Annotated in this window: 24 protein-coding genes; 13 read left to right on the forward strand and 11 right to left on the reverse strand. The window is 71.8% G+C overall.

Features of this window, described 5'->3' with window-relative positions; translation table 11 throughout:
* The first annotated feature begins 4 nt into the window (after nucleotides 1-4).
* The 7 genes from B082_RS0115090 to B082_RS0115120 all read left to right on the forward strand — a co-directional run bounded on the left by B082_RS0115090 (nucleotide 5) and on the right by B082_RS0115120 (nucleotide 9,160).
* Nucleotides 5-2,017, forward strand: a complete 2,013-nt coding sequence (locus tag B082_RS0115090) for a protein meaA (protein WP_018552644.1) — start codon at nucleotides 5-7, stop codon at nucleotides 2,015-2,017.
* Nucleotides 2,014-3,042, forward strand: coding sequence for an HpcH/HpaI aldolase/citrate lyase family protein (locus B082_RS0115095; RefSeq protein ID WP_018552645.1), 1,029 nt, complete (start codon nucleotides 2,014-2,016; stop codon nucleotides 3,040-3,042). Before B082_RS0115090 ends, B082_RS0115095 begins: the two co-directional genes overlap by 4 nt.
* Before the next feature lies 1 nt (nucleotide 3,043).
* On the forward strand, nucleotides 3,044-3,571 hold the full coding sequence (locus B082_RS0115100; RefSeq protein ID WP_018552646.1) for a MaoC family dehydratase: 528 nt from the start codon (nucleotides 3,044-3,046) through the stop codon (nucleotides 3,569-3,571).
* 2 nt (nucleotides 3,572-3,573) lie between these two features.
* Nucleotides 3,574-4,779 carry an acyl-CoA dehydrogenase family protein gene (locus tag B082_RS0115105; RefSeq protein ID WP_018552647.1) on the forward strand — a complete coding sequence of 402 codons (1,206 nt, stop codon included), beginning with the start codon at nucleotides 3,574-3,576 and terminating at the stop codon, nucleotides 4,777-4,779.
* Nucleotides 4,780-4,961: 182 nt separating this feature from the next.
* Nucleotides 4,962-5,609: a phosphatidylserine decarboxylase gene (locus B082_RS0115110; RefSeq protein ID WP_018519860.1), complete on the forward strand. Its 648-nt coding sequence runs from the start codon at nucleotides 4,962-4,964 to the stop codon at nucleotides 5,607-5,609.
* Nucleotides 5,596-6,450 (forward strand): CDP-diacylglycerol--serine O-phosphatidyltransferase, encoded by an 855-nt coding sequence (gene pssA / locus B082_RS0115115; RefSeq protein ID WP_202454294.1) that lies wholly within the window; start codon nucleotides 5,596-5,598, stop codon nucleotides 6,448-6,450. Before B082_RS0115110 ends, pssA begins: the two co-directional genes overlap by 14 nt.
* A gap of 283 nt (nucleotides 6,451-6,733) precedes the next feature.
* Complete coding sequence (locus B082_RS0115120) at nucleotides 6,734-9,160, forward strand: discoidin domain-containing protein (RefSeq protein WP_026249809.1); 2,427 nt, start codon at nucleotides 6,734-6,736, stop codon at nucleotides 9,158-9,160.
* A gap of 76 nt (nucleotides 9,161-9,236) precedes the next feature.
* On the opposite strand, the gene B082_RS0115125 is transcribed toward B082_RS0115120, so the two are convergent.
* From B082_RS0115125 to B082_RS0115150, 6 genes are all read right to left on the reverse strand, one after another.
* Nucleotides 9,237-10,487, reverse strand: a complete 1,251-nt coding sequence (locus B082_RS0115125) for an ABC transporter substrate-binding protein (protein ID WP_018552650.1) — start codon at nucleotides 10,485-10,487, stop codon at nucleotides 9,237-9,239.
* The gene (locus B082_RS0115130) at nucleotides 10,484-11,584 is read right to left on the reverse strand and encodes a branched-chain amino acid ABC transporter permease (RefSeq protein ID WP_018552651.1); all 1,101 of its coding nucleotides are present in this window, start codon (nucleotides 11,582-11,584) and stop codon (nucleotides 10,484-10,486) included. The genes B082_RS0115125 and B082_RS0115130 overlap by 4 nt, the downstream gene beginning before the upstream one ends.
* Nucleotides 11,577-12,467, reverse strand: coding sequence for a branched-chain amino acid ABC transporter permease (locus B082_RS0115135; RefSeq protein WP_018552652.1), 891 nt, complete (start codon nucleotides 12,465-12,467; stop codon nucleotides 11,577-11,579). The genes B082_RS0115130 and B082_RS0115135 overlap by 8 nt, the downstream gene beginning before the upstream one ends.
* A complete protein-coding gene (locus B082_RS0115140) occupies nucleotides 12,464-13,264 on the reverse strand; it encodes an ABC transporter ATP-binding protein (protein WP_026249810.1) in 801 nt (266 codons plus the stop codon). Before B082_RS0115140 ends, B082_RS0115135 begins: the two co-directional genes overlap by 4 nt.
* Entirely contained in the window at nucleotides 13,261-14,061 is an 801-nt protein-coding gene (locus B082_RS0115145; protein WP_018552654.1) for an ABC transporter ATP-binding protein, read from the reverse strand. The genes B082_RS0115140 and B082_RS0115145 overlap by 4 nt, the downstream gene beginning before the upstream one ends.
* A gap of 264 nt (nucleotides 14,062-14,325) precedes the next feature.
* A complete protein-coding gene (locus tag B082_RS0115150) occupies nucleotides 14,326-15,441 on the reverse strand; it encodes a glycerate kinase (protein ID WP_018552655.1) in 1,116 nt (371 codons plus the stop codon).
* Nucleotides 15,442-15,567: 126 nt separating this feature from the next.
* On the opposite strand from B082_RS0115150, the gene B082_RS0115155 reads away from it, so the two are divergent.
* Complete coding sequence (locus B082_RS0115155) at nucleotides 15,568-16,059, forward strand: NUDIX domain-containing protein (protein WP_018552656.1); 492 nt, start codon at nucleotides 15,568-15,570, stop codon at nucleotides 16,057-16,059.
* Nucleotides 16,060-16,137: 78 nt separating this feature from the next.
* Here the strand turns inward: B082_RS0115155 and B082_RS0115160 are convergent, their stop codons facing one another.
* Nucleotides 16,138-16,716 (reverse strand): CGNR zinc finger domain-containing protein, encoded by a 579-nt coding sequence (locus B082_RS0115160; RefSeq protein WP_026249811.1) that lies wholly within the window; start codon nucleotides 16,714-16,716, stop codon nucleotides 16,138-16,140.
* A gap of 97 nt (nucleotides 16,717-16,813) precedes the next feature.
* On the opposite strand from B082_RS0115160, the gene B082_RS0115165 reads away from it, so the two are divergent.
* Nucleotides 16,814-17,740, forward strand: a complete 927-nt coding sequence (locus B082_RS0115165) for an alpha/beta fold hydrolase (protein WP_037710195.1) — start codon at nucleotides 16,814-16,816, stop codon at nucleotides 17,738-17,740.
* Between the two features lie 233 nt (nucleotides 17,741-17,973).
* Nucleotides 17,974-18,558, forward strand: a complete 585-nt coding sequence (locus tag B082_RS0115170) for a TMEM165/GDT1 family protein (protein ID WP_018552659.1) — start codon at nucleotides 17,974-17,976, stop codon at nucleotides 18,556-18,558.
* An 82-nt stretch (nucleotides 18,559-18,640) separates the two neighbouring features.
* On the opposite strand, the gene B082_RS0115175 is transcribed toward B082_RS0115170, so the two are convergent.
* Together B082_RS0115175 and B082_RS0115180 are read right to left on the reverse strand one after the other, a co-directional pair.
* Nucleotides 18,641-19,141, reverse strand: a complete 501-nt coding sequence (locus B082_RS0115175) for a methylated-DNA--[protein]-cysteine S-methyltransferase (protein ID WP_018552660.1) — start codon at nucleotides 19,139-19,141, stop codon at nucleotides 18,641-18,643.
* A complete protein-coding gene (locus B082_RS0115180; protein ID WP_018552661.1) occupies nucleotides 19,138-20,625 on the reverse strand; it encodes an AlkA N-terminal domain-containing protein in 1,488 nt (495 codons plus the stop codon). The genes B082_RS0115175 and B082_RS0115180 overlap by 4 nt, the downstream gene beginning before the upstream one ends.
* 188 nt (nucleotides 20,626-20,813) lie before the next feature.
* Here B082_RS0115180 and B082_RS0115185 point away from each other — a divergent pair, with 188 nt between their 5' ends.
* Together B082_RS0115185 and B082_RS0115190 are read left to right on the forward strand one after the other, a co-directional pair.
* Complete coding sequence (locus B082_RS0115185) at nucleotides 20,814-21,434, forward strand: TetR/AcrR family transcriptional regulator (RefSeq protein ID WP_018552662.1); 621 nt, start codon at nucleotides 20,814-20,816, stop codon at nucleotides 21,432-21,434.
* 35 nt (nucleotides 21,435-21,469) lie between these two features.
* Nucleotides 21,470-23,128, forward strand: a complete 1,659-nt coding sequence (locus B082_RS0115190) for an acyl-CoA dehydrogenase family protein (RefSeq protein ID WP_018552663.1) — start codon at nucleotides 21,470-21,472, stop codon at nucleotides 23,126-23,128.
* A gap of 39 nt (nucleotides 23,129-23,167) precedes the next feature.
* Here the strand turns inward: B082_RS0115190 and B082_RS0115195 are convergent, their stop codons facing one another.
* Nucleotides 23,168-24,601, reverse strand: coding sequence for a phytoene desaturase family protein (locus B082_RS0115195; protein WP_018552664.1), 1,434 nt, complete (start codon nucleotides 24,599-24,601; stop codon nucleotides 23,168-23,170).
* A gap of 170 nt (nucleotides 24,602-24,771) precedes the next feature.
* Here B082_RS0115195 and B082_RS0115200 point away from each other — a divergent pair, with 170 nt between their 5' ends.
* Nucleotides 24,772-25,557, forward strand: coding sequence for a nucleotidyltransferase domain-containing protein (locus B082_RS0115200; RefSeq protein ID WP_037710198.1), 786 nt, complete (start codon nucleotides 24,772-24,774; stop codon nucleotides 25,555-25,557).
* Between the two features lie 27 nt (nucleotides 25,558-25,584).
* Here B082_RS0115200 and B082_RS0115205 read toward each other — a convergent pair whose 3' ends face one another.
* On the reverse strand, nucleotides 25,585-26,412 hold the full coding sequence (locus tag B082_RS0115205) for an inositol monophosphatase family protein (protein ID WP_018552666.1): 828 nt from the start codon (nucleotides 26,410-26,412) through the stop codon (nucleotides 25,585-25,587).
* Nucleotides 26,413-26,415: the final 3 nt, after the last annotated feature.

A 26,415-nucleotide genomic window follows, 5' to 3' on the forward strand; every position in this document is an offset into this window, starting at 1 on the left:
AGAGATGACCGAACGTCAGAAGGACCGCCCGTGGCTCATGCGGACGTACGCCGGCCACTCCACGGCCGAGGCGTCCAACGAGCTCTACCGGCGCAACCTCGCCAAGGGCCAGACGGGTCTGTCGGTCGCCTTCGACCTGCCGACCCAGACCGGGTACGACCCCGACCACATCCTGGCCCGCGGCGAGGTCGGCCGGGTCGGTGTGCCCGTGTCCCACCTCGGCGACATGCGCCGGCTCTTCCAGGACATCCCCCTGGATCAGATGAACACCTCGATGACGATCAACGCCACCGCCATGTGGCTGCTGGCGCTCTACCAGGTCGTCGCCGAGGAGCAAGGCGCCGACCCGGGCAGGCTCCAGGGCACCACGCAGAACGACATCGTCAAGGAGTACCTCTCGCGCGGGACGCACGTCTTCCCGCCGGGGCCCTCCCTGCGGCTGACCACCGACATGATCACGTACACGGTCAACCGCATCCCCAAGTGGAACCCGATCAACATCTGCAGCTACCACCTCCAGGAGGCGGGGGCCACCCCGGTCCAGGAGATCGCGTACGCGATGTCGACGGCCATCGCGGTCCTCGACGCGGTGCGCGAGTCCGGGCAGGTGCCCGAGGAGAAGTTCGGGGCCGTGGTCGCGCGGATCTCGTTCTTCGTGAACGCGGGCGTCCGCTTCATCGAGGAGATGTGCAAGATGCGCGCCTTCGGCCGCATCTGGGACCGCGTCACCCGGGAGCGCTACGGCATCACGGAGGCCAAGCAGCGCCGGTTCCGCTACGGCGTCCAGGTCAACTCGCTCGGCCTGACCGAGGCGCAGCCGGAGAACAACGTACAGCGCATCGTGCTGGAGATGCTGGCCGTGACCCTCTCCAAGGACGCCCGCGCCCGCGCCGTGCAACTGCCTGCCTGGAACGAGGCGCTGGGGCTCCCCCGGCCCTGGGACCAGCAGTGGTCGCTGCGCATCCAGCAGGTCCTCGCCCATGAGAGCGACCTGCTGGAGTACGAGGACATCTTCGCGGGCTCGCACGTCATCGAGGCCAAGGTCGACGAACTGGTCACCGACTCGCTCGCCGAGATGGACCGGATCGAGCGGATGGGCGGCGCCATGGCGGCCGTCGAGTCCGGCTACCTCAAGTCGGAGCTGGTCTCCTCGCACGCCGAGCGGCGGGCCCGGATCGAGGGCGGCGACGAGAAGATCGTCGGCGTCAACGTCTACGAGACGACCGAGCCCAACCCGCTCACCGCCGACCTCGACGGGGCGATCATGACCGTCGACCCGGCGAACGAGGCCAGGGTCGTCGCCGCGCTGCACGCCTGGCGCGACAACCGCGACGAGCCCCGCGCCACCGAGGCGCTGGCCGCGCTGAAGAAGGCCGCGGCGGGCACCGAGAACCTGATGGAGGCGACCGTCGAGTGCGCCCGCGCCGGGGTCACCACCGGCGAGTGGTCCTGGGCGCTGCGGGACGTCTTCGGCGAGTTCCGGGCGCCGACCGGGGTGTCGTCCGCACCGGTCGCGGTGACCGCCGAGGAGGGCTCGCCGCTGGCCCTCGTACGCGAGAAGGCCGCGCGGACCGCGGCGGACCTGGGGGTGGGCCGGCTGCGTCTGCTGGTCGGCAAGCCCGGTCTGGACGGGCACTCCAACGGCGCGGAGCAGATCGCGGTGCGCGCCCGTGACTCCGGCTTCGAGGTCGTCTACCAGGGCATCCGCCTCACGCCCGAACAGATCGTCTCGGCCGCCGTCGCCGAGGACGTGCACTGCGTCGGCCTGTCCATCCTGTCCGGCTCGCACGCCGAGCTGGTGCCGGACGTACTGACCCGGCTGCGCCGCACCGGCGCCGGCGACATCCCGGTGATCGCCGGCGGCATCATTCCCCCGGCCGACGCCGAGGCCCTGATCAGGGCGGGCGTCGCCGCCGTGTTCACCCCGAAGGACTTCGGTATCACGGAGATCATCGGCCGTATCGTCGACGAGATCCGGAAAGCGAACAAGCTCGACCCTCTGGAGGTCCCCGCATGACCACTCCCACGCCCGTGAACCGCCCGCCCGTCTCCCACCACCGCCCTCAAGAGACGTCCCTGCGGGACGGCACCTCCCGCCTGCGCCCGCGCCGCTCGTGTCTGGCCGTGCCCGGCTCGAACCCCCGGTTCCTGGAGAAGGCCCAGGGCCTCCCGGCCGACCAGGTCTTCCTGGACCTGGAGGACGCCTGCGCGCCGCTCGCCAAGGAGGGTGCCCGGCACACCATCGTCGACGCGCTGAACAACGGCGACTGGACGGGCAAGACCCGGGTCGTGCGGGTCAACGACTGGACGACGCACTGGACGTACCGCGACGTCGTCACGGTCGTCGAGGGCGCCGGGCAGAACCTCGACTGCATCATGCTGCCGAAGGTCCAGGACGCCCAGCAGGTCGTCGCGCTGGACCTGCTGCTCACCCAGATCGAGAAGACGATGGGCTTCGAGGTCGGGCGGATCGGCATCGAGGCGCAGATCGAGAACGCCAAGGGCCTCGTCAACATCGACGAGATCGGTGGCGCTTCGCCCCGTCTGGAGACGCTGATCTTCGGCCCGGCCGACTTCATGGCGTCGATCAACATGAAGACGCTGGTCGTCGGCCAGCAGCCGCCCGGCTACCCGGCGGACGCCTACCACTACATCCTGATGCGCATCCTGATGGCTGCCCGTACGCACGACCTCCAGGCGATCGACGGCCCCTTCCTCCAGATCCGCGACGTGGACGCCTACCGCGAGGTCGCCGGCCGTGCCGCGGCGCTCGGCTTCGACGGCAAGTGGGTGCTGCACCCGGGTCAGGTCGACGCGGCGAACGAGGTGTTCTCACCCTCTCAGGAGGACTACGACCACGCCGAACTGATCCTGGACGCCTACGACTGGTGCACGTCGGAGGAGGGCGGCAAGAAGGGCTCGGCGATGCTCGGTGACGAGATGATCGACGAGGCCAGCCGCAAGATGGCCCTGGTCATCGCGGGCAAGGGCCGGGCGGCCGGCATGCAGCGCACCTCCAAGTTCGAAGCACCGGAGGCCTGATATGCAGTTCGGTCGCACTTACGAGGAATTCGAGGTCGGTGCGGTCTACAAGCACTGGCCCGGAAAGACCGTCACCGAATACGACGACCACCTCTTCTGCCTGCTGACCATGAATCATCACCCGCTGCACATGGACAGCAACTATGCGGAGAAGACCACCGATTTCGGCAGGAACGTCGTCGTCGGCAACTACATCTACTCGCTGTTGCTCGGCATGTCGGTGCCCGACGTCTCCGGAAAGGCCATCGCCAACCTGGAGATCGAGTCGCTGAAGCATGTCGCGCCGACCTTCCACGGTGACACGCTCTACGGCGAGACGACGGTCCTGGACAAGACCCCGTCGAGGTCCAGGAGCGACCGCGGAATCGTTTACGTGGAGACCAAGGGCTATAAGCAGGACGGCACGCTGGTCTGCGTGTTCCGCCGCAAGGTCATGGTCCCCACCGAGACGTACATCAAGGAGCGGGGTGGGGAGCAGCCCGGCCGCCCGGAGCTGAACCAGCCTTCGCAGAAGAACGTGGAGAAGTAGCCATGACGCGACTCGCCCAGACGGCCGGCCTCAACGACGTCCAGCAGGAGATCCTCTCCACGGTCCGGGATTTCGTCGACAAGGAGATCATTCCGGTCGCGACGCAGCTGGAGCACCGCGACGAGTACCCGACCGAGATCGTGGAAGGGCTCAAGGAACTCGGCCTGTTCGGGCTGATGATTCCCGAGGAGTACGGCGGTCTGGGCGAGTCGCTGCTCACGTACGCGCTGTGCGTGGAGGAGATCGCCCGGGGCTGGATGAGCGTGTCGGGCATCATCAACACGCACTTCATCGTGGCCTACATGCTCAAGCAGCACGGCACCCAGGAGCAGAAGGACACCTTCCTGCCCCGGATGGCGCTGGGCGAGGTGCGCGGGGCGTTCTCGATGTCCGAGCCGGCGCTGGGCTCGGACGTCTCGGCGATCAGCTCCAAGGGAGTCAGGGACGGCGAGGAGTACGTCCTGAACGGCCAGAAGATGTGGCTGACGAACGGCGGCACGTCCTCACTGGTCGCCGTGTTGTGCCGGAGTGACGAAGGACACCCCGAGGGCACGGCCCCGCACAAGTCGATGACCACGTTCCTGGTGGAGAAGGAACCGGGCTTCGGCGAGGTCCGCCCCGGGCTCACGATCCCCGGGAAGATCGACAAGATGGGTTACAAGGGGGTCGACACCACCGAGCTGATCATGGACGGACTGCGCATTCCGGCCAATCGTGTGCTCGGCGGCACCACCGGCCGAGGGTTTTACCAAATGATGGACGGGGTGGAGGTCGGCCGGGTAAATGTGGCGGCCCGTGGCTGCGGCGTCGCACAGCGTGCTTTCGAACTGGGCGTTTCCTACGCACAGCAGCGCCAGACCTTCGGAAAGCCCATCGCGCAGCACCAGGCCATCCAGTTCAAGCTGGCCGAAATGGCCACCAAGGTCGAGGCCGCCCATGCGATGATGGTAAACGCAGCGCGCAAAAAGGACTCCGGGGAGCGAAACGACCTGGAGGCAGGGATGGCGAAGTACCTCGCCTCCGAGTACTGCAAGGAAGTCGTCGAGGACGCCTTCCGTATCCACGGCGGTTACGGCTTCTCCAAGGAGTACGAGATCGAGCGCCTCTACCGGGAGGCCCCGATGCTGCTGATCGGCGAAGGTACCGCCGAGATCCAGAAAATGATCATCGGGCGCCGACTCCTTGAGGAGTACCGTTTCCAGGGTTGATTGTCCCTTTCGCGGCGATTTAACCGCGAAGAAGATCACACCCTGTCATCCTCAACCGGTGCCTTCCAGACGTCCGACTCGGCTGCTGGCTTGCCCAGTTGCGGCCAGCAACCGATAACATCGCCGGAAAAGCCGCCGTCCCCCGTTTGCCAGCGCGGCCTCATCCGCTACGAAGGTCATCCATGCCCGACAGCCATACTTCTGCCTCACGCGGCCGGGTCCGCATCGCACGCGGAGCTTCGCCGTGGCTCCTGCCGACCGTCGCCACCGCCGCCCTCAGCCTGACCCGCGCCCGCCGGTCCGGGCGCTGGGCGGCCGTGGCCGTGCCCACCACCGCGCTCGCGGCGGGCATGCTCTGGTTCTTCCGCGACCCGGAGCGAGAGATCACCGGGGGGCGCGTCATCTCACCGGCCGACGGCGTGGTGCAGAGCATCATGCCGTGGAAGGACGGACGGACCCGCGTCGCGATCTTCATGAGCCCGCTGAACGTCCACGTCAACCGCGCGCCGCTGGCCGGCACGGTGACGTCGGTCGAGCACGTGCCCGGTGGCTTCGTCCCCGCGTTCAACAAGGAGAGCGAGAACAACGAGCGCGTTGTCTGGCACTTCGACACCGAACTGGGTGACATCGAGATGGTGCAGATCGCGGGTGCTGTCGCCCGGCGTATCGTCCCCTACATCCCGCAGGGCACGAAGGTGGAGCAGGGCGAGCGCATCGGGCTGATCCGTTTCGGCTCGCGTGTTGACATCTACCTTCCGGAAGGTGTGGACGTCGCGGTCGAGGTCGGCCAGGCCACAACCGCAGGGGTGACTCGCATTGACCGTGATTGATCCCGATACACAGGCCGGCTGGGTGCCGGAGGCCGAGGCGGAGGACGACGCCGAGGACATGCCGCTCTCGATGCGGCTGTCGATAGCGGACACCCTCACCCTCGGTAACGCCACGTGCGGCTTCATGGCCGTGTACTTCACGACCACGGGCATCCTGATCCCGCACCTCACGGGCAGCGACGAGAGCGGCATGGCGCGGCACTCCGCGGCCACCGCCGTGATCCTCATGCTCATGGCAGCGGTCTTCGACCTGTTCGACGGGCTCGTGGCCCGCAAGCTGCGGTCCTCGCCGATGGGCGCCGAGCTGGACAACCTCTCGGACCTCATCAGCTTCGGGCTCGCCCCGGCGTACTTCGTCCTCGTGTACGGCATGGTCGCGGACGACGCACACCAGCGGGTCTCGGCGCTCGCGGCGATCGTGGTGCTGCTGGCGGTGGTGCTCAGGCTTGCGCGGTTCTCCTGCGTGACCATGAAGGACGGCATGTTCCAGGGCATGCCGAGCCCCTTCGGAGCGCTCACGGTCATCTCGATCGTGCTCCTGGAGCTGCCCTTCGTGCCCACGCTGCTCGCGATCATCGGTGTGGCGTGGCTGATGGTCAGCCGGGTCGAGTACCCGAAGCCGCGGGGCGTCCTCGCGGTGGCGATGCTCGGCTGGATCGTGGCCGCGATGGGGCTCCTGGCGGCATGGGCGTTCGATGCCCCCGGCGGCCAGCTGCTCCTGCAGACCGGCTGCGCGCTCCAGGTGGTCCTGGGCGCGGTCATCCCGCTCTTCGCGACCGCCCGCCGCGTGAACACCTTCCGCGGCAACCGGCGCGAGGCACGGGCGGCGCAGCTGCCGTAGCCCCGCCGTACATTACGAGGGCCCGGATGCCGACAGGCATCCGGGCCCTCGCGCATGCGGGGCCCAGGAGCCCCGCCGAGCCGTAAGCGGCTTGCGCGCCTCGGGCCGGGCGAGCCGGGGATTCACCCGTAACCCCCGCACAGTCCGCATTCTTCCCAGATTTACGTCACTAATTTTAGCTCTCAGAGCGAATTCTTGCGCAGCGCCGTGGACTTCCTTGCGACGGTGCTCCTAGCCTGTGGGACGTCCGCAGAGCCCCACGAGCCGCAAGGACGACTTCGACGTGACTTCACCACCCAGACGCCCCCTGCTCAGACGGTCCGTATCCGCCTCGCTCTCCCTGGCACTCGCCGCGTTCGGCACCGCCGCCGCCGTGGTTCTGTCCAGCGCGCCCGCCGCCCAGGCGGCCGGTGTGCCCGCCCCTTCGCCGCTCGCGGTTCCCGGCCGCGGCGCGACCGTCCCGTTCACGGAACAGGAGGCCGAGTACGCGGCCACCAACGGCACGCTGATCGGCCCGAACCGCCTCTACGGCACGCTGCCCTCCGAGGCCTCGGGCCGGCAGGCGGTGACGCTGGACGCGGTCGGTGAGTACGTGGAGTTCACGCTCACCGCACCGGCCAACGCGATGTCCTTCCGGTACTCGCTGCCGGACAACGCCGCCGGCACGGGCCGGGACGCCTCGATCGACGTACTGGTGAACGGCGGCTCGCCCAAGGCAGTGCCGGTCACCTCGAAGTACGGCTGGTACTACGGCGGCTACCCGTTCAACAACAACCCGGGCGACACCAACCCGCACCACTTCTACGACGAGGCACGGACCATGTTCGGGTCCACCCTCGCGGCCGGTACGAAGGTCCGGCTCCAGGTCTCGTCCACCTCGGCCTCACCGTCGTTCACCATCGACCTGGCGGACTTCGAGCAGGTGGCGGCGCCCACCGCGAAGCCCTCGGGCGCGCTCGACGTCGTCGCCGACTTCGGGGCCGACCCGACCGGGGCCGCCGACTCGACCGCCAAGATCCAGGCAGCCGTCGACGCGGGCAAGGCGCAGGGCAAGGAGGTGTACATCCCCCAGGGCACCTTCCAGGTCCGCGACCACATCATCGTGGACAAGGTGACCCTGCGCGGCGCCGGTCCCTGGTACTCCGTGCTGACCGGGCGCGACCCGTCGAACCGGAGCAAGGCCGTCGGCGTCTACGGCAAGTACGCCGCGGACGGTGGCAGCAGCAACGTCACGCTCAAGGACTTCGCCATCATCGGCGACATCCAGGAGCGGGAGGACAACGACCAGGTCAACGCCATCGGCGGGGCCCTGTCGGACTCGACCGTCGACAACGTCTGGATGCAGCACACCAAGTGCGGCGCCTGGATGGACGGCCCGATGGACAACTTCACCATCAAGAACAGCCGCATTCTGGACCAGACCGCCGACGGCGTGAACTTCCACTACGGCGTCACCAACTCCACGGTCACCAACACCTTCGTCCGCAACACGGGTGACGACGGCCTGGCGATGTGGGCGGAGAACATCCCGAACGTGAAGAACAAGTTCACGTTCAACACCGTGATCCTGCCGATCCTCGCCAACAACATCGTCACCTACGGCGGCAAGGACATCACCATCTCCGACAACGTCATGTCGGACACCATCTCCAACGGTGGCGGCCTGCACATCGCCAACCGCTACCCCGGTGTGAACTCCGGCCAGGGCACGGCCGTCTCCGGCACCACCACGGCGGCCCGCAACACCCTGATCCGGACCGGGAACAGCGACTACAACTGGAACTTCGGGGTCGGCGCGATCTGGTTCAGCGGGCTGAACGAACCGATCAACGCCACGGTCAACATCTCCGACACCGAGATACTCGACAGTTCCTACGCCGCGATCCACCTCATCGAGGGCTCGGCCAACGGCCTGCACTTCGACAACATCAGGATCGACGGCGCGGGCACCTACGCGCTCCAGATCCAGGCACCGGGCACCGCCACGTTCAACAATGTCGTGGCCACGCACATCGCGCAGTCCAACCCGATCCACAACTGTGTCGGCAGCGGCTTCCAGATCACCCGGGGCTCCGGGAACTCCGGCTGGTACGCCGACCCGCCGGCCTGCACCGGCACCTGGCCGGACCCGGTGTGGACCAACGGCGGAGTGCCGGGCGGCGGCACCGGCCCGACGGATCCCACGGACCCGACCGACCCGACCGACCCCACGGACCCGACGGACCCGACGGACCCGACGGACCCGACCGATCCGACTGACCCCACCGACCCCACCGACCCGCCGGCCGAGACGGGCAACCTCGCCCAGGGCCGCCAGGTCACCGAGTCCGGCCACGCGGACGTGTACGGCGCGTCCAACGCGGTCGACGGCAACGCGGACACCTACTGGGAGAGCGCCAACAACGCCTTCCCGCAGACCATCACCGTGGACCTCGGCGCCGCCAAGACGGTCAAGCGGCTGGTCCTGAAGCTGCCCCCGGCGGCCGCCTGGGCCACCCGCACGCAGACGCTGAGCGTGTCGGGCAGCACCGACAACACCACGTACAGCTCGCTCAAGGCGTCGGCGGGCTACACCTTCGACCCGTCGAGCGGCAATCAGGCGACCGTCACCCTGCCCGGCGCGTCGGCCCGCTATCTGCGGCTGACGTTCACCGCCAACACCGGCTGGCCGGCCGCGCAGCTCTCGGAACTGGAGGCCTACACCAGCTGACCCGGCACACGGGACACCGGCGGGCGGCACGCATCACGCGTGCCGCCCGCCGGCCGTTGCCGGAGAGGTGAAAGGGCTACTTGAGGGTGAAGGACTCGGCAGCGGCAGCCGCCTGGGCGGGCCGGACCACCTTCAGACCGCCGGGGGTCCCGTCGTCCGGCTTCATGATCACGCTTTCCCGGGTGGACGGCGCCGCCGGGTCCGAGAAGTCGTGCGACACCCCGAAGTCGCCGCCGAAGTCCGTGATGGTCAGCAGGGCCTTGTCGATGCCCTCGCGGGTGAGGTCCTTCGCCGCGCAGGCCTTCTTCAGCGCGTCGCCGTACAGGTCAGCGGCCGTGTAACCGGCGATGACGCCGTTGTCGAGGCCGTCCTTGGGATACGCGGCGGCGTACTCCTTGGACAGCTTCGCCGGGCCGGCGCCCGGGTCGCCGATCGGGAGGGTGGAGGCGGCGACGTAGTAGTCCTTCATCAGGGCCGGGCCCGCCTGGGTCGCCAGCAGCTGCGGGGCGTAGGCCGAGTTGTTGCCGATGACCGGCACCTTGAAGCCGGTGGCGGCGGCGACCCCGACCAGCGAGGCGGCCTGGCGCGGGCCCGCGCTGACGACGACGGCCTTCACACCGGCCTGCTTGAGGGCGGAGACCTGGGCGGTCATGTCGTTGTCGGTGGGCTTGATCTTCTGCTCGACGACGGTGAGGCCGGCCTGCTTCGCCGCGTACTTCGAACCGGCCAGGGCGTTCTCGCCGTAGTCGCCCTCGAAGTACACATGGCCGATCCGGTCGCCCTTGGCGATGCGCTTCTCGGCCAGCAGGAAGTCGATCGCGTTGATCGTCTCGACGTCGTACGTGGCGCCGATGACCCTGATGTACTTGCTGCCGACCAGATTCGCCGACCAGGCCTGCGGCAGGACGAGCCCCTTGTCCTGGCCGTCGATGCGCTGCTCGACCGCCGCCACGAACGGTGAGCCGATGAACTGGACGAAGCCCAGCACCTTCGGTTCCAGCTCGGTGTATCCGGCGACGGCCTTCTGCGGGTCGTAGCCGTGGTCGCGGACGGTGAGTTCGATCTTCCGGTCGCAGATGCCGCCCGCGGCGTTGGTCTGCTTGACCCAGAGCTGCTGGGCCTGGGTGACGCTCTTGCCGAGCGAGGCGTAGACGCCGGTCATGTCGGTGAGCGCGCCGAGCCGGATCACCGAGTCGGTGACGCCCTCGCCGGTCTTCACCCCGCCCTTGCCGCCGTCTCCCGCGTCGGAGGACTTGGCCTTCTCGCTGCACCCCACGAGAGTGAGGGCGAGGGCCGCGCACACGGCCCCGAGCACACGCAGTTTCATTTGTTCTCCCCTGAGTTCTTCATCGGGCGTGTCAGGCCGCCTGGCAGGAACAGGACCGCCGCGACCACCGCGGCGCCGTACAGGTAGCGCGACGCCTCGCCCGGTGCCAGACCGCCCGTGCCGGGGGCGGAGACCAGGGGCAGGGAGTCGCTGTAGTGGGTGAGCAGCTGTGGCAGCAGGGAGACGAAGGCGGCGCCGACGACCGCTCCCGCCACGGTGCCGAGCCCGCCGATGACGATCATGGCGAGGTATTCGAGGGACAGGACCATGCCGAAGTACTCGGGCACCGTCCGCTGGAAGACGAGCGCCAGCAGGACGCCCGCCAGTCCCGCGTACATCGAGGACAGGACGAAGACGCCCGCCCGGTAGCGGGCCACCGGTACGCCCATCACCCCGGCCGCGATCCGGTGGTCCCTGATCGCGTTCAGCGCCCGTCCCGGCCGGCCGCGCAGCACCCCGCGCGCGAAGAGGCCGCTCACGAGCAGCGCGGCCAGCGCCGCGTACCAGAGCTTCTCGGAGGACTGGAAGGGCACCGCGGCGACCAGCACCTCCGTGTCGTCGAAGGTGAAGCCGAAGAGCGAGAGCGGGGGTACGGAACGGCCGTTGTAGCCCCCGGTGAGGGAACCGGCGTTGAACAGGACGTGCTGGCCGATGAAGATCAGGGCCAGCGTCGCGATGCCGAGGTAGGCGCCGCGCAGCCGGCTCGCGATGGGGCTGAACAGCCCGCCGGCGGCTCCGGCGAGGAGGACGGCGAGGACGGCCGCGAGCCAGCTGGGCAGACCGAGCCCGGTCAGCGCGTGCCCGTTCTCCGTACCGCTCTCCCCCGCCAGGACGCAGTAGCCGTACGCGCCCACCGCGAGGAAGAAGGCGTGGCCCATGGAGAGCTGCCCGGTGGCTCCGGTGAGCAGGTTGAGCCCGATGGCGCCGATCGCGGCGGCCATCGCGAACAGCCCGGCCTGGAGCCAGAAGCGGTCCAGGTAGAACGGGAGGGCGAGCAGCAGCACCGAACCGGCCGCCCAGAGCCAGGTGCGGGGCCGGCGCAGCCGGGCGGCGAGGCCGATGACGGCGGCGGGCGGTGTGGTCGTGGTCTCAGACACGGGCGAGCTCCTTCGTACCGAAGAGTCCCGCGGGCCGCAGGAGCAGCACGATCACCATCACCAGGTAGGGGGCGAGGTCCCCGATGCCCCGGCCGAGGAACGACAGGTCGCTCTGGTAGCCGGTGGCGAGCGATTCGGTGACGCCGACGATCAGTCCGCCGGCCAGGGCGCCGGTCGTCGAGTCGAGTCCGCCCAGGATCGCGGCGGGGAACGCCTTGAGCGCGGCGAGCGAGGTGGCCCGTTCCAGGCCGGGGGTGGGAAAGACGGTGAGGAAGAGCGCGGCGACGGCGGCGAGCGCCCCGGCGACCGCCCAGGCGGCGAGCGAGACCCGGCCCAGCCTGATCCCCATCAGCGCCGCGGTCTGCGGGTTCTCGGCGGCGGCGCGCATCGACACACCCCAGGAGGTGAAGCGGAAGGCGAGCAGGAAGACGGTGATGAGGAGGGCGGCGGCGACGAACGCGGCGACCCGGGTCTGGGCGATCGTGACGTCGCCGATGGTGAGGACCCGGTCGCCCCAGGGGTCGCCGAGCGAGAGCACCTCCGTCCCCATGCGGCGGGTGAGCTCGGTGGTGAGCAGGATGTCGACGCCGATGGTGACGATGGCCAGGACGCTGTGGTCGCTGCCCCGGTAGCGGCGCATCACCAGGAACTCCACGGCCGCGCCGACGACGGCCGCGCCCGCGATACCGACGGCGAGGGCGGGCCAGAAACCGATGTCGTCGTGGAGCACGGCGGTGACGTAGCCGCCGGCCAGCAGTAGTGAGGCGTGGGCGAAGTTGACGACCTCGGTGGCCTTGAAGATGACGACGAAGCCGAGCGCGATCAGGGCGTAGACCGAACCGATGGACAGGCCGCCGAGGAGGAGTTCGATGAAGGTGGTCATTGCGGTGCCCCCAAGTAGGCCTGGACGACGGCCGGGTCGTTCTGGACCTCGGCGGGGGTGCCGCCGGCGATCCTGCGTCCGAAGTCGAGTACGGTCACGGCGTCCGCGAGCCGCATCACCACCCCCATGTCGTGTTCGACGAGCACGATCGAGATGCCGAGGCCGTCGCGGACCCCGGCCACGATCGCCGCGGTGCGCCGCCGTTCGTCGGCGGTCATCCCGGCGACGGGCTCGTCCAGAAGGAGCACTTGGGGCTCCATGCACAGCGCCCGGCCGAGCTCGACCAGCTTCTGCTGCCCGTACGGGAGCGCCCCGGCGGGCCGTCCCAGCTCCTTCTCCAGCCCGATGAACCCGGCGATCTCGCGGACCCGCTCGCGATGGGCCGCGGTCTCGCGCTTCGCGGACGGCAGCCCCAGTCCACTGGCGAGGAAGCCGGCCCGGGTCAGCCGGTGCCGGCCCAGCATGAGGGTGTCGGCGACGGTGGCGTGCGGGGGCAGCGCGAGGTTCTGGAAGGTGCGGGCGACGCCGAGCGCGGCGATCTCGTGCGGGGCGCGCCCGGTGAGCTCGGCCGTCCCGAGGCGGACGCTCCCGGAGGCCGCCCGGTAGACCCCGGACAGCACGTTGAACGTGGTGGACTTGCCCGCCCCGTTGGGGCCGATGACGGCGTGCACGCTGCCCGGCTCCACGGTGAACGAGACGCCGTCGAGGGCGGTGAGCCCCGCGAAGCGGACGGTGACGTCGTGGACGGCGAGGGCGGGGGGTGCGGTTTCGCGGGCGGCGGTGGCGGTGGCGGTCACGCGGACCACCTGCTCAGGGTGCGGACGGACGCGGTCGCGGACCGGTCCGCGTCCTCGGCCGCCGTCTCGTCCACGACGCCCAGATAGCGGCGGCGCACCTCGTCGGAGGCGGCCAGTTCAGCGGCCGGCCCCTCCAGGGTGACCTCGCCGACCTCCAGTACGTACGCCGTGGACGCGAGCCGAAGCGCGATCGACGCGTTCTGCTCGACCAGCAGGACGGAGGTGCCGGACGCGTTGATCTCCCGCACCGTCTCGGCGATGCGCTGCGCCATCAGCGGGGCGAGCCCGAGTGAGGGCTCGTCCAGCAGGAGCAGTCGGGGCCGGGCCATCAGGGCGCGCCCCATGGCCAGCATCTGCTGCTCGCCGCCGGACAGCAGCCCGGCGCTCTGGTGGGTGCGCCGGGCGAGCACCGGGAACAGCTCGTGCACGCGCGCGAGCGCTTCGGCCGCCGCCCTGCGTCCGCCGGGTGCCCCGAGGGCGCCCGCCCGCAGGTTGTCGGCCACCGTCATCCGGGCGAAGACCTGGCGCCCCTCGGGTACCTGGACCACTCCGGCGGCCACCACCCGGTCGGGGCGCAGCCCGTCCAGGGGCTGCCCGTCGAACCGGACGGTTCCGGTGCCCGTCCCGCGATGGAAGCCGAGGGTCCGCGATACGGCCCGCAGCAGTGTGGTCTTCCCGGCCCCGTTGCCGCCGAGTACGGCGGTGATCGCACCGTCCGGCACATCGAGGGAGACGTCGCGCAGGGAGCGTACGGGGCCGTAGGCCACGGACAGTGCGCGGATCTCAAGCGTTGCCATGCGTCCTCCTCCTTCCGCGTGCCTGTGTGGGGCCACAGACCAGCAGGGGAGGGGGGTGGGCGTCCATGGGGAACGGGGGAGACGCTGCGGGTGCCCCGTGGGGGCGGGGGTGGGATTGTGCGGGCGCACAGGGGCGGGGTTGTGGAGGGTGCGGGCGGGGCGCCTGCCGCGGCTTGTCCCCTACCCGCCCCTTCCCGTAACCGGGGGCGCCCCCGGCCCCCGCTCCTCAATCGCCGGAGGGGCTGAAACGGCCCCCGGAACGCCTCAGCGCAGGAAGTCCCGCGCGATCGACTCCGCGACGCGTTCCAGCAGCGGTCCCGCCTCGGCCATGCACACCGCCGGATCCGGCTCCAGCTCCGTCAGCGGGTACGCCCGCCGGATGCCCGCACGCCCCAGCGCCTCCGGCGCCAGGGCCAGGCGGCCGCAGACCGCGACGACGTCGATCCCCGCCGCGCGGGCGGCGGCGGCGACGCCGGCCGGGGCCTTGCCGTGGAGCGTCTGGGCGTCGAGGGAGCCCTCGCCGGTGATGACGAAGGTGGCCCGCTCCAGCGCGGGCGCGAAGCCGAGGACGTCGAGCATGACCTCGATCCCGGGCCGGAACCGCGCGCCGAGTGCGACGAGCGCCCCGTACCCGATGCCGCCCGCCGCCCCGGCGCCCGGCTGCTGGGCCTGTTCCGGCCCCAGCAGGGAGGCGTAGTGGGCGAGCGCCGCGTCGAGCACCGCGATGTCCGCCTCGGTGGCACCCTTCTGGCGTCCGTAGACCTCGGGCGCGCCCTTCGGTCCGGTCAGCGGGTTGTCGACGTCGCTGGCGAGGATCAGGTCGATCCCCTTCAGCCGGGGGTCGAGCCCGGAGAGGTCGGCCTCGGCGAGATCGGCGAGGCCGCCGCCGCCCGGCCCGACCGGCTTGCCGTCCGCGTCGAGGAAGCGCGCGCCGAGGGCGGCCAGCATCCCGGCGCCGCCGTCCGTGGTGGCGCTGCCGCCGACCCCGAACACGATGGTCCGGGCCCCCGCCTCTGCCGCGGCGAGCAGCAGTTCCCCGGAGCCGTACGTGGTGGCCGTGAGCGGCGCGAACACGCCGTCGGGCAGGTGCTGGAGGCCCGACGCCTCGGCCATCTCGACCACCGCTGTGGTGCCGCGCACGGCGTACGCGGCGGTCACGGGCTCCCCCAGCGGCCCGGTCACGCGCGCCTCGCGGCGTTCGAACCCGGCGGCCACCGCCGCCGCCACCGTGCCGTCGCCGCCGTCCGCCACGGGCAGGGTCTCCACCCGCACGTCGGGGGCGACGCGCCGCAGCCCGGCCGTCACCCGCTCGGCGACCTGCACGGCCGTGAGCGAGCCCTTGAACTTGTCCGCCGCGACGAGCACGCGTGCGGTCTCCATCACTGCTCCGTCCGTCACCTTGATTCCCTTTGCTGTCGAACAGGCAGTCGCGCCGCCCCGACCCTATCCGCAGCACCCGCCCCGTGCCCATGGTCTGATCGATCAAACTGCGCCTAGGCTGCCCGCGTGACCACTCATGACTACGCCACGTACATCGCCGGTCTCCCCAAGGTCCTCGTGGGCGCGGCCTGCGTCTTCCGCGACGCCTCGGGACGGGTCCTGATCGTCGAACCGAACTACCGGGAGCACTGGACGCTGCCCGGCGGCACGGTCGAGTCGGCGGACGGCGAGAGCCCGCGGCAGGGTGCGCGGCGCGAGTCGCTGGAGGAGATCGGGCTCGATGTCGAGCCGGGCCGCCTCCTCGCGGTCGACTGGGCACGCGGCAGCGGCCGGCCGCCGATCGTGGCCTATGTGTACGACGGCGGGGTCCTGGACGAGGACCAGCTGAAGGCGGTCCGGCTCCAGGAGTCGGAGCTGCTGTCGTGGAAGCTGGTGGAGCCGGCGGAACTGGACCACTACCTGCCCGGTGCACTCGGGCGCCGCATCCACGCGGCGCTGGGTGCGCTGGAGTCGGGCGCGGGCCCGGTGGAACTGGAGGACGGCCACCGCGTCGGCTGAGGACCGCACCCACTGCCGGTGCGGGCGGCGGACCCGTCGGAGCGGACCCCGCAGGCGTTCCTGTTCGCGCGGCGCTGACTACGTGTCCTCGCCCTTGTGGCGCTGGTAGTAACGGGCCACCCGTGCGCGGTTGCCGCAGCGTGCGGCCGAGCACCAGCGGCGGCGTGGGTGGGCCGGCAGGAACAGCATCGTGCAGTCGTCCGCCTCGCACTCCCGGACCTTGCGGATGTCCGGGTCCGCGAGCAGGCCGGCCACCTCCGCGGCGAGCGCGGCGGCCACCCGTGATCCCAGGGTGCCCGGACGGCGGTCCTCGACCACGACCGCGTCGCCGTCCCAGGTGGCGTACCGGACGGCGGGGGCGGCGAGCTGTGCGTCGTTGAGTCCGCGCAGGGCGGAGGCGGGCGGGCGCTCGCCGCGCCGGACCGCCGCGACGGCGGCCGCGGCATGCGTCCGGACCTCGCGCACCGCCGCGGCGTCGTCCGGCTCCACCGCCCCGGCTCCGGCGGCGGGCAGCCGTTCCCCCTCCAGCGCCAGCCAGGCCCGCAGGCCCGCCGCGTCGGCCAGATGGTCGGCCGGTGCGCCCTGCGCCGTGTACGGAAGCGTGTTCAGCAGGTCCAGGGCGAGCGGCTCGCCGGTCATGGGCTCGGAACCATTCATGCGACTAATGCTAACTCAGCACCTTGACACATTAGCAATCCTCGCCGTAGAACTGCCCTAGAGCTAATGCATCAAGTCGCCCAGGAGGCATGTGAACATGGCGCTCCACACCGTTCCCCAGATCCGCCACCGGCACGTCGAGGTCGACGGCGTCCGTGTCTTCTACCGCGAATCGGTCCCCGCCGGACCGCCGGGGGAAGCCCCGGTGCTGCTGTTGCTGCACGGCTTCCCGTCCGCCTCGCACCAGTTCCGCCGGCTGATGGATGCCCTCGGCTCGCACTATCGCCTGATCGCCCCGGACTACCCCGGCTTCGGCCACAGCGACGCCCCCACCTCCTCCACCGAGGGCGGGCCGTTCACGTACACCTTCGACCGGCTCGCCGACATCACCGAGGGCTTCGTCCGCCGGATCGGGCTGTCCCGCTTCGTGATGTACGTCTTCGACTTCGGCGCACCGGTCGGATTCCGGCTCGCCACCCGCCACCCGGAGTGGATCGCCGGTCTGGTCGTCCAGAACGCCAACGCCTACGAGGAAGGGCTGTCGGAGCAGGCTCGCGCGTTCATCGCGCTGCGCCCAAAGGAGCCCGGCGCCGCCGACACCGTGCGGTCGCTGCTGACGCCGTCCGCGACCCGCGCCCAGTACGAGGGCGGCACCGCCGATCCCGAACTGGTCGCGCCCGACGGCTGGACCCTGGACCAGCACTTCCTCGACCTGCCGGGCCGTACCCGGCCGCAGCTCGACCTCGCGTTCGACTACCACTCCAATGTCGCGCTCTATCCGCGGTGGCAGGACTGGCTACGCACGCACACCCCGCCGGCGCTCGTCGTCTGGGGCACCGGCGACATGTTCTTCCCCGAGCCCGGTGCCCGCGCCTATCTGCGGGACCTCCCGGACGCCGAACTGCACCTCTTCGACACCGGGCACTTCGCCCTGGAGGACCGGCTGCCGCGGATCGCCCCGCTGATCGCCGGCTTCCTGGACCGCGTATGGCCGGCCGACCGCGACCAGGCCCCGGTGCGGTAATGTGAACGGCTGCGAAGGGGAGTAGCCCTGCAAACCGGTCGTCGACACACTGGAACCTCCGGGTTCCCGGTGGCCGGGCTCGTGGTTCACGGGTGGGCGAGACCTTCGGTCAGGTATGACACGCCCACACCCCGTGGGCGGTGCCGTCATGCCGGGCCGAGTGGTCCTCCGAAACGCCCGAGCGGCACTTCGCGGAAGATCCGGGGCCCGGCTCGTACAGAAAGCCACCCGGAATGCATCTCGACCTCTTGGCGATCATCACCGCTTTCGGGCTGATCTTCCTCGCCGAACTCCCCGACAAGACGATGTTCGCGTCGCTGGCCATGGGCACGCGGATGCGTCCGCTGTACGTCTGGTTCGGCACGTCGTCCGCGTTCATCGTCCATGTCGCCATCGCGGTGGGGGCGGGCGGGCTGATCGGTCTGCTGCCCGACTGGATCGTCAAACTGGTCTCGGCCTCCCTCTTCGCCTTCGGCGCCTTCATGCTGCTGCGGGCGGACGCGGGCGACGAGGACGACGACGCGGGCCCGAAGACGGTGACCGGGTTCTGGCCGGTGTACTCGACGGCGTTCACGGCGGTGTTCATCAGCGAGTGGGGTGACCTCACGCAGATCACCACCGCCAACCTGGCGGCGAGCAACGGCGCCTGGTCCGTCGCGATCGGCTCAGCCGCGGCCCTGATGTCCGTATCGGCGCTGGCGCTGCTCGCGGGCCGGTTCATCGCGAAGCGCGTACCGCTCAAGACCGTTCAGCGCATCGGCGGGCTGTGCATGCTGGGGCTGGCGATCTGGACGGTCGTCGAGATCTTCACCGGCTGACGGGAGACCGGGAACGGGCCGGCCGTACGAAGGGGCCCCGCGCTCCCCCGGCGCGGGGCCCCTTCGCCGTGCGCGCACGGGCTCAGAACAGGGCCGGGGTGGTCTCCCCCGTGCCGTTCTCGAAGGCCAGCAGCCGTTGCTTGCGGTCCAGGCCGCCGCCGTAGCCGGTGAGACCGCCCGATGCCCCGATCACGCGGTGGCAGGGGACGATGATGCCGACCGGGTTCTTGCCGTTGGCCAGGCCGACCGCCCGGGAGGCGCCGGGTTTGCCGAGGTTCTCGGCGAGTTCCCCGTACGTACGGGTCTCGCCGTACGGGATGAGCCGGAGCTGCTCCCAGACGCTGCGCTGGAACGGTGTGCCGTCCAGGCGCAGCGGCAGGTCGAACTCGCTCAGGGTGCCGGCGAAGTAGGCGTCGAGCTGGCGGATCGCCTCGGTGAAGGGGCGCGGGTCCGGGTCCCCGAAGGTCTCCTCGGGGGGCCGGTGGCGCTGGCCGGTCATGTAGAGGCCGGCGAGGACGCCGTCGGTGGCGACGAGGGTCAGCGGGCCGTAGGGGCTGTCGGCCACGGTGTGCTGCCGGGTCATGAGGTGCTTCCTTGGGCGGGGAGGTGGTTGATGGGGTGGTCGTCCACCGTCCACAGGTGCTGGACGGCGTACGCGCGCCAGGGGCGCCAGCCGGCCGCGCGGGCGGTGAGGGCGGCCGGCGTGGAGGGCAGGCCGAGGTGCTGGGCGGCCCGCCTGATGCCGAGGTCCGTCGGCAGGAACGCGTCCGGGTCACCGAGCGCGCGCATCGCGATGACCTCGACGGTCCAGGGGCCGAATCCGGGCAGCGCGGCCAGCTCGGCCCGCGCCCGCTCCCAGTCGGAGTCGGGGCCGAGGCGCAGCGAACCGTCCGCCAGGGCCCCGACGAGGGTGGTCAGCGTGCGGCGGCGGCTGCGTGGCAGGGCCAGTCGCTCGGGGTCGAGGCCGGCCAGGGCCGCCGGGTCCGGGAAGAGGTGGGTGAGCCCGCCCTCCGGGTCGTCCACAGGCGTGCCGTGTGCGGTGACCAGCCGGGCGGCGTGGGTGCGGGCGGCGGCCGTGGACACCTGCTGGCCGAGCACGGCCCGTACGGCGAACTCCGCGCCGTCCACGGTCCTCGGCACCCGGCGGCCCGGGGCCGCACCGACCAGCGGGGCGAGCAGGGGGTCGGCGCACAGCTGCCCGTCCACGGCGACCGGGTCGGCGTCGAGGTCGAGGAGCCAGCGGCACCGGCTGATGGCGAGGGTCAGGTCGCGCGGGTCGGTGAGCGAGAGGCGGCAGGCGATGTGGTCGGGGCGCGGGGCGAGGGCGACGATGCCGTGGCCGTGCGGCAGGGCGAGGGTGCGCCGGTAGGCGCCGGCACGCCACTCCTCGACGCCCGGGACGGCGGTCGCGGCGAGATGGCCGAAGAGGTTGCCGGGGTTGAGCGGGGCCCGGTAGGGGAGCCGTAGCTCGATGACGCCGGGGGTGGCGGGCGCCCGCAGCGACCGGGCGGCCCGGCTGCGCAGCTCCCCCGGTGCGAGGGCGAAGACCTCGCGGACGGTCTCGTTGAAGGTGCGGACGGAGGCGAACCCGGCGGCGAAGGCCACCTCGGCCATGGGCAGCCCGGTCGTCTCGATCAGTACCCGCGCGGTCTGCGCCCGCTGCGCCCGCGCCAGTGCGAGCGGGCCCGCGCCCAGCTCGGCGAGGAGCTGGCGTTCGATCTGCCGGGGCGAGTACCCGAGCCGGGCGGCGAGCCCCGGTACGCCTTCCCGGTCGACCACGCCGTCCCGGATCAGCCGCATCGCCCGTGCCACGGAGTCGGCCCGCGCGTTCCACTCGGGCGACCCCGGGCTGGTGTCGGGCCGGCACCGCTTGCAGGCCCGGAACCCTGCCTGCTGACAGGCGGCCGCACTCGGGTAGAACGTCATGTTCTCGGCCTTGGGCGGCACGACGGGGCAGCTCGGGCGGCAGTAGATCCGGGTGGTCAGGACGGCCGTGAAGAACCAGCCGTCGAAGCGGGCGTCCTTGGACCGGACCGCCCGGACGCAGCGCTCGGTGTCGGTGTGCATGGTTCAAGGATGGTCCATGGGCGGGGCCCGGGGCTGGCGGAAATCCGACATGGGCGTCCGGCTGCCTGGGCCTGCGCGCACCCCGGCCCGGTCCAGGGGCACGGACGGCGACGGGACCACGGCGCGAACATCTGAATGGTGGCCACGGGACCATGGCGCAAACATCTGAATGGTGGTTCACTTCTTTCATGGCCTACCGCAAGACACCGGCCGAGATCAGCCGGCTCGAAGCCGCCAGGGAGCACCTCGTCGCCCGTGCCACCTCCGTGGTCACGGAGGTGGGCTGGTCGCAGGCGTCCGTGACCGCCGTCGCCGACGCGGCCGGCATCGCGGCCGGCTCCGTCTACCAGCACTTCGCGTCCAAGACCGCGCTGGCCGTCGAGGTGTTCCGGCGCGCCGCCGGGCGCGAGGTGGAGGTCCTGGGCGAGGTGCTGCGCGAACCGGGCACCCCGGTCGAGCGGCTGGCCAGGGGCGTCGAGGTCTTCGCCCGGCGCGCGCTGGAGAACCGCGGACTGGCCTACGCGCTGCTCGCCGCCCCCGCCGATCCGGCGGTCGGCGCGGAACGCCTCGACTACCGGCGCCGCTACCGGGCCCTGTTCGCCGAAGTCGTCCACGAGGGCATCGGGGACGGCCTGCTGCCCGCGCAGAACGGCGAGATCACCGCGGCCGCGCTCACCGGGGCGGTCGGCGAGGTCCTGGTCGACCCGCTCGGCGCCGGTGACGAGAGGGCCACCGAAGCACTCCTGACCGAGCTCGTCGCCATGGCCCTGCGCTGCGCGGGCGCCCCGCCCGCGGCTCCACGCCCGTGACCGATTCGCGTACCCCTTCCACCCGGAGGTTTCCCGTGCAGACGACCGCCGCCCCGCACAGCAACCCGACCGCCGAGACCCACGAAGTGACCAATCAGCCGCCGCCGTTGACCGGACACAACGTGGCCGACGACGCCGTCCTGCTGGAGGGGCTGCGCCGCGAGGGGGCCGCGTGGCACACCGAGGACCTGCACCGCCTGGGCCGGCTCGTCGGCGGTGCGCAGGCCCAGGAGTGGGCCGAGCAGGCCAACCTCAACGAGCCCGTGCTGCGCACCCACGACCGCTACGGCCACCGCGTGGACGAGGTCGACTTCCACCCCGCCTACCACCACCTGATGGACACCTCGGTGAGCGCCGGCCTGGCCGGTGCCGCGTGGGCGGACGAGCGCCCCGGCGCGCATGTGGCACGGGCGGCCGGCTTCATGGTGATGTCGGCCCTGGAGGCGGGCCACCTGTGCCCCATCTCCATGACCTACGCCGTCGTCCCGGCCCTGCGACGCGCCCCGGAGCTGGCCGCCACGTACGAGCCGCTGCTCACCAGCCGGATGTACGAGCCGGGCCTGCGCACCCCCACCGGCAAGGCGGGGCTGCTCGCCGGGATGGGCATGACGGAGAAGCAGGGCGGCACCGATGTGCGCGCCAACACCACGACGGCCGCCGAGGCCGGGGACGGGACCTGGCGGCTGCGCGGGCACAAGTGGTTCACCAGCGCCCCCATGAACGACCTCTTCCTGGTGCTCGCCCAGGCGCCGGGCGGGCTCTCCTGCTTCCTCGTACCGCGTGTCCTGCCCGACGGCAGCCGCAACACCTTCCGCATCCAGCGGCTCAAGGACAAGCTCGGCAACCGTTCCAACGCCAGCAGCGAGCCCGAGTTCGACGACACCGTGGCCTGGCTCGTGGGCCCCGAGGGCAAGGGCGTGCGCACCATCATCGACATGGTGACGATGACGCGGCTGGACTGCGTGCTCGGCTCGGCCGCCGGTATCCGGGCCGCGCTCGCCCAGGCGGCCCACCACGCCCGCCACCGCTCGGTGTTCGGCGCCGCGCTGATCGACCAGCCGCTGATGCGCAATGTGCTCGGCGACCTCGCGGTGGAGTCCGAGGCCGCCACCACGCTCGGGCTGCGGCTGGCCGGTGCCGCCGACCGGGCGCAGCGGGGCGACGCCGGGGAACGCGCGTTCCTGCGGCTGGCGACGGCCGTGGCCAAGTACTGGGTGTGCAAGCGGCAGCCGGTGGCCGTGGCGGAGGCGCTGGAGTGCCTCGGCGGCAACGGGTACGTCGAGGACTCGGGGATGCCCCGGATGTACCGGGAGGCGCCGCTCAACGGCATCTGGGAGGGGTCGGGCAATGTGAACGCCCTGGACCTGCTGCGGGCGCTGGCCCGCGAGCCGGAGTCCCTCGACGCCTTCCGGGCCGAGATCGAGGCCGCCTCGGGGGCGGACCGCCGGCTCGACACGGCCTGGCAGGAGCTGCGCGGTGAGCTGGTACTCACCGAGGACGCCCCGCTGCGGGCCCGTCGGCTCATCGAGCGGGCGGCGCTGGTGCTCCAGGGCTCGCTGCTGGTCCGGCACGCGCCGGCGGCCGTCGCGGACGCGTTCTGCGCCTCGCGGCTGGCCGGTGACCGGGGGCTCGCCTTCGGCACCCTCGCACCGGGCACCGACTTCGCCGGGCTGCTGGAGCGCCTGCCCGCCTGACCGGGAGCGCGGGCGCCCGTCCGGTCGCCGCCGATGTGGTCAGCGGCGGCCGGCGGGGCCCGTTTCCCGCAGCCGGCGCCAGACGGCCTTCGCGGCGTGGTGGCCGGACATGCCGTGCACACCCGGGCCCGGCGGGGTCGCCGACGAGCAGAGGAAGACCGCCGGGTGGGCGGTCGCGTACGGGACGCGGGCGAGCTTGGGGCGGATCACCGTCTGGAGGCCCGCGAAGGCGCCGCAGGCGATGTCCCCGTCCACGTAGTTCGCGTTGCGCTCGGCGATCCGGGGCGGGCCCGCGACCGCGCGGGCGAGCACCACATCGCGGAAGCCGGGGGCGAACCGCTCCAGTTGGCGTTCGATGACCTCGGTGGCGTCGCCCTCCCAGCCGGCCGGGACATGTCCGTACACCCAGAAGACGTGCCTGCCCTCGGGGGCGCGGGTGGGGTCGACGAGGCTGGGCTGGGCGGTGATCAGGAACGGGACGGCGGGGTCGCGGCCCTCGACCGCCGCGTGCAGGGCGGTGTCGATCTCGCCGGCCGTGGGCCCGATGTGTACGGTGCCGGCCCTGCGGGCCTCTTCCGCGGTCCACGGCACCGGCTCGGAGAGCGCATAGTCGATCTTGAAGCAGGAGGCGCCGTAGCGGTAGCCCTGGTAGGCGCGGCCGAGTCCGGCGATCCGGGCGAGGGCAGCCGGCGAGGTGTCGAAGACGTAGGCGCGGGCCGGCGGCAGTTCGTCCAGGCGCTTGACCTCCGTCCCGGTCCTGATGGTGCCGCCCTGCTCCCGCAGGTACGAGGCGAGGGCGTCGGAGATGGCCTGGGAGCCGCCGCGCGGCACCGGCCAGCCGTTCTCGTGTGCGGCCAGCGCGAAGAGCAGGGCGATGCCGCCGGTCGCGAGGCCGCTGGTGGGCGCGATGGCGTGGGCGGCGAGACCGGCGAACATCCCGCGCGCCTTCTCGCCCCGGAAGCGCCGGGACAGCAGGGTGGCGGGCTGGATCGCGTCGAGCCCGAAGCGCGCCCAGCGGTACGGGTCGCGGGGCAGCCCGTCCCACGGGGTGCGCAGGAAGTCCTGGGCGAGGGTGTCCCAGTGGCCGAGGTAGGGCGCGAGGAGGCGACGGTAGGCGCCCGCGTCCTCGGGGCCGAGCGCCATGGCCGTCTCCCCCACCGAACCGGAGAGCACGGCGGCCGAGCCGTCCGGGAAGGGGTGGGCGAGCGCCAGCTGCGGCTGGAGCCACTCCAGGCCGTGCCGGGCGAGCGGCATCGCCCGGAAGGCGGGCGAGCCTATGGCCAGGGGGTGGACGGCGGAGCAGGGGTCGTGCCGGAAGCCGGGGAGGGTCAGCTCCTCCGTACGGGCTCCGCCTCCGACCGCGGGTCCGGCCTCGAAGACCTCCACGGCGAAGCCGCGTCGGGCCAGTTCGGCTGCGGCGGTCAGTCCGTTGGGGCCCGCGCCCACCACGACCGCATCGAGCATCGACGGCACCTTCGGACTCCTTTGTCAGCCGACGGTCGGAACACCCAGGATATTCGCAGGCGCCGGCGGACCGGGGGCGGGTAGCGTTCCGTCCGGTGAAGGCCGAGAACCCCGCTCCCCCACCGCGGCCCGCCGCCCCCGCGCCGGACGACTCCGGAGTACGCCGCCGGATCGGCGAGATGGCCGCCCTGCTCACTCAGGTGCCCGGCATCCGGGCCGTCGTGCTCGGCGGCAGCCGCGCCCGTGGCACCCACCGCCCCGACTCCGACTGGGACCTGGGCCTGTACTACCGCGGCGCCCCGGACACCGCGGCCCTGGCCGCGCTGGCCTCGGCGTTCCAGGGTTCGCCGGCCGAGGTGGCCGGGCCCGGCGGGTGGGGGCCGTGGGTCGACGGCGGGGCCTGGCTCCGGGTGGACGGGGTCCAGGTCGACTGGATCCTGCGCGACCTGGACCGGGTGGAGGCGGTCTGGGCCGGCTGCCGGGAGGGCCGGTACGAGGTGGGCGTGCAGCCGGGCCATCCGCTGGGCTTCTGGTCTCCCGCGTACCCGGGCGAGGTCGCCCTCGGCCGCGTACTCACCGACCCCGAAGGGGAGCTGACGGCCCTTCGGCGCGAGACGGCCGGCTATCCGGAGCCGCTGCGCAGGGCGCTCGGGGACGCGGCCTGGGAGGCGGAGTTCCTGGTCGCGTCGGCCCGTAAATCGGCCCCGGCCGGCGACCGCCTGCATGTGTCGCTCTGTCTGTCACGCGCCATCGGCGTCCTCACCCAGTCGCTGCACGCCCACCACCGCACCTGGTGCCTCAACGAGAAGGGCGCCCTGGCCGCCGCTGCCGCCCTCCCGGACGCCCCGGCACACTTCGCGGACCGGGCGGGGCAGGCGCTGCGGGACCTGGACGCGGCGGCGGTGGAGGCGGCCGCGGAGCTCGTACGGGACGTGCGCGAGGTGCTGCGGACGGCGTCGGGCTGACGGCCGGCTGAGGGGTTGCCCCGCCGCTCAGGACCCCGCGCGCAGAGCCGACAGGACGCGGTCGGCCGTCGCGCGGTCGCGGGCGGCCGTGAAGGGCAGGTCGTTGCCGCCGGCGATACGGAAAGGCGCACCGGACAGCGTGGCCTGCGCGCCGCCCGCCTCCGCGACCAGGAGGAGCCCCGCCGCGTGGTCCCAGGCGAACTCCCAGCTGAAGGCGACGGCGTCGGACTGGCCCCGGGCCACGGCAAGGTATTCGAGGCCCGCCGAACCGCACGGGCGGGCGGCCAAACCCTCGGCGCGCAGGCCGAGCAGGGCCCGCTTCTGCTCGTCGGAGGTGTAGTCGGGGTGCGACATCGCGATGCGCAGCGCCGCGTCGGGCGCGGGCGAGCCGGCGCGTATCGCGGTGCCGTCGACCGTCGCGCCCCTCCCCCGCACGGCGACGGCCATCTCGTCCAGGGCGGGCGCGTACGTCCAGGAGGCCAGTAGCTCGCCGTGGTGGGCGAGGGCCACCAGGGTGCAGAAGCCCCGTTCGCCGGCGACGAACTGGCGGGTGCCGTCGACCGGGTCGACGATCCACACCGGGGCGTCGCCGCCCAGCGCCTCGTACACCTTCGGATCGGCGTGGACCGCTTCCTCGCCGACGACCACCGAGCCGGGCAGGAGCCGGAGCAGGGACGCGGTGAGGTGTTCCTCGGCGCGCCGGTCCGCGGTCGTCACGAGGTCGTGCGGGCCGTTCTTCTCGATGACGTCGTCGTCGGCGAGCTGCCGGTAGCGGGGCATGATCTCGGCGGCGGCCGCTGCGCGGACCGCCGCTTCGACCTGGGACAGTTCACCGGCGGGGAAGTCATCGAACATGCC

The organism is Streptomyces sp. ATexAB-D23, assembly GCF_000373645.1.
Classification (GTDB): domain Bacteria; phylum Actinomycetota; class Actinomycetes; order Streptomycetales; family Streptomycetaceae; genus Streptomyces; species Streptomyces castrisilvae.

What these genes read in the sequence shown, in the direction of transcription:
- B082_RS0115100 (WP_018552646.1), top strand. Translation starts at nt 3,044, where the DNA reads ATGCAGTTCGGTCGCACTTACGAGGAATTCGAGGTCGGTGCGGTCTAC.
- B082_RS0115135 (WP_018552652.1), bottom strand. Translation starts at nt 12,467, where the DNA reads ATGACCACCTTCATCGAACTCCTCCTCGGCGGCCTGTCCATCGGTTCG.
- B082_RS0115105 (WP_018552647.1), top strand. Translation starts at nt 3,574, where the DNA reads ATGACGCGACTCGCCCAGACGGCCGGCCTCAACGACGTCCAGCAGGAG.
- B082_RS0115175 (WP_018552660.1), bottom strand. Translation starts at nt 19,141, where the DNA reads ATGACCCGGCAGCACACCGTGGCCGACAGCCCCTACGGCCCGCTGACC.
- B082_RS0115145 (WP_018552654.1), bottom strand. Translation starts at nt 14,061, where the DNA reads ATGGCAACGCTTGAGATCCGCGCACTGTCCGTGGCCTACGGCCCCGTA.
- B082_RS0115110 (WP_018519860.1), top strand. Translation starts at nt 4,962, where the DNA reads ATGCCCGACAGCCATACTTCTGCCTCACGCGGCCGGGTCCGCATCGCA.
- B082_RS0115205 (WP_018552666.1), bottom strand. Translation starts at nt 26,412, where the DNA reads ATGTTCGATGACTTCCCCGCCGGTGAACTGTCCCAGGTCGAAGCGGCG.
- B082_RS0115090 (WP_018552644.1), top strand. Translation starts at nt 5, where the DNA reads ATGACCGAACGTCAGAAGGACCGCCCGTGGCTCATGCGGACGTACGCC.
- B082_RS0115170 (WP_018552659.1), top strand. Translation starts at nt 17,974, where the DNA reads ATGCATCTCGACCTCTTGGCGATCATCACCGCTTTCGGGCTGATCTTC.
- B082_RS0115185 (WP_018552662.1), top strand. Translation starts at nt 20,814, where the DNA reads ATGGCCTACCGCAAGACACCGGCCGAGATCAGCCGGCTCGAAGCCGCC.
- B082_RS0115200 (WP_037710198.1), top strand. Translation starts at nt 24,772, where the DNA reads ATGGCCGCCCTGCTCACTCAGGTGCCCGGCATCCGGGCCGTCGTGCTC.
- B082_RS0115095 (WP_018552645.1), top strand. Translation starts at nt 2,014, where the DNA reads ATGACCACTCCCACGCCCGTGAACCGCCCGCCCGTCTCCCACCACCGC.
- B082_RS0115150 (WP_018552655.1), bottom strand. Translation starts at nt 15,441, where the DNA reads ATGGAGACCGCACGCGTGCTCGTCGCGGCGGACAAGTTCAAGGGCTCG.
- B082_RS0115160 (WP_026249811.1), bottom strand. Translation starts at nt 16,716, where the DNA reads ATGAATGGTTCCGAGCCCATGACCGGCGAGCCGCTCGCCCTGGACCTG.
- B082_RS0115125 (WP_018552650.1), bottom strand. Translation starts at nt 10,487, where the DNA reads ATGAAACTGCGTGTGCTCGGGGCCGTGTGCGCGGCCCTCGCCCTCACT.
- B082_RS0115180 (WP_018552661.1), bottom strand. Translation starts at nt 20,625, where the DNA reads ATGCACACCGACACCGAGCGCTGCGTCCGGGCGGTCCGGTCCAAGGAC.
- B082_RS0115165 (WP_037710195.1), top strand. Translation starts at nt 16,814, where the DNA reads ATGGCGCTCCACACCGTTCCCCAGATCCGCCACCGGCACGTCGAGGTC.